Consider the following 1,324-nt stretch of genomic DNA (forward strand, 5'->3'; position numbering starts at 1 on the left):
GCTGGCCGGGGCCTTCCTCGCCACGGCGAGCACGGCCTCGGCGGGCACAGCCTCGGCGGGCACGACGCCGGACGGCACCGCCGCGGCGACGTCGGCCGGGCACGACCGGAACCATGCCAAGCCCCGGGACCTGCGCGTCGCGACCTACAACCTGTCGCTGAACCGCGCGGCGGAGGGCGAGCTCGTCGCTGACCTGTCCACGGGCGACGACGTCCAGGCGGCCACGGTGGCCGAGGTCATCCAGCACGCGAACCCCGACGTCGTGCTGCTCAACGAGTTCGACTACTCCGGCGACGCCGACCCGTACGCCGCGGCCGACCTGTTCCGCGAGAACTACCTCGAGGTGCCGCAGGGCACGGGCGCGCCGGTCGAGTACCCGTACGCCTTCGTGGCGCCGTCGAACACGGGCGTCCCCAGCGGGTTCGACCTGAACAACGACGGCACGGTCGGGGGCGGCGACGACGCGCTCGGCTTCGGCCTGTTCCCGGGGCAGTACGGCATGGTGGTGCTGTCCAAGTACCCGATCCAGCACCGCGACGTCCGCACGTTCCAGCACTTCAGGTGGCAGGACATGCCCGGCGCCCTGCTGCCGGACGACCCCGCCACCGCCGACCCGGCCGACTGGTACTCCGCCGAGGAGCTCGCCGTGCTGCCGCTCTCGTCCAAGTCGCACTGGGACGTGCCGGTCCGCGTGGGCCGCGAGACTGTGCACGTGCTCGCCGCGCACCCGACGCCGCCGTCGTTCGACGGGGCCGAGGACCGCAACGGCCTCCGCAACCACGACGAGATCCGGTTCTGGGCCGACTACGTGCGCGGCGGCCGCACCGCCCGGTACATCTACGACGACGAGGGTGACCGCGGCGGGCTGCGCCCCGGCTCGTCGTTCGTGATCGTGGGCGACTACAACGCCGACCCGCTCGACGGCGACTCCGCCTCGGGCGACGACGGCGTCCCGGCGATCGATCAGCTCCTGCGGCACCCGCGGATCACCGACCCGCGGCCGACGTCGGCGGGCGCGCCCGAGGCCTCGGCGCTCCAGGCCGGCGCGAACCTGACGCACCTGGGCGACCCGGCGCTCGACACGGCCGACTTCGCCGACACGACGCCGGGCAACCTGCGCGTCGACTACGTGCTCCCGTCGCGCGACCTGCGGGTCCGGGACGCGGGCGTGTTCTGGCCGGCGGCGGCGGACCCGCTGTCCCGGCTCACGGGCGTGTACCCGTTCCCGAGCAGCGACCACCGGCTCACCTGGACCGACGTCAAGCTCTGACGCGACAAAGCCCCTGAGGTGTCGGGCGTGCAGGTCACTGGAGTGACCTGCACG

1 protein-coding gene is annotated in these 1,324 nt (G+C 73.6%); it reads left to right on the plus strand.

What is annotated here, in order from left to right; genetic code table 11:
* Window position 1: 1 nt before the first annotated feature.
* The gene (locus tag PROKR_RS16275) at window positions 2-1,270 is read left to right on the plus strand and encodes an endonuclease/exonuclease/phosphatase family protein (protein ID WP_084800485.1); all 1,269 of its coding nucleotides are present in this window, start codon (window positions 2-4) and stop codon (window positions 1,268-1,270) included.
* Window positions 1,271-1,324: the final 54 nt, after the last annotated feature.

Origin of the sequence: Promicromonospora kroppenstedtii DSM 19349 (assembly GCF_000515355.1) — a bacterium.
Lineage (GTDB): Bacteria > Actinomycetota > Actinomycetes > Actinomycetales > Cellulomonadaceae > Promicromonospora > Promicromonospora kroppenstedtii.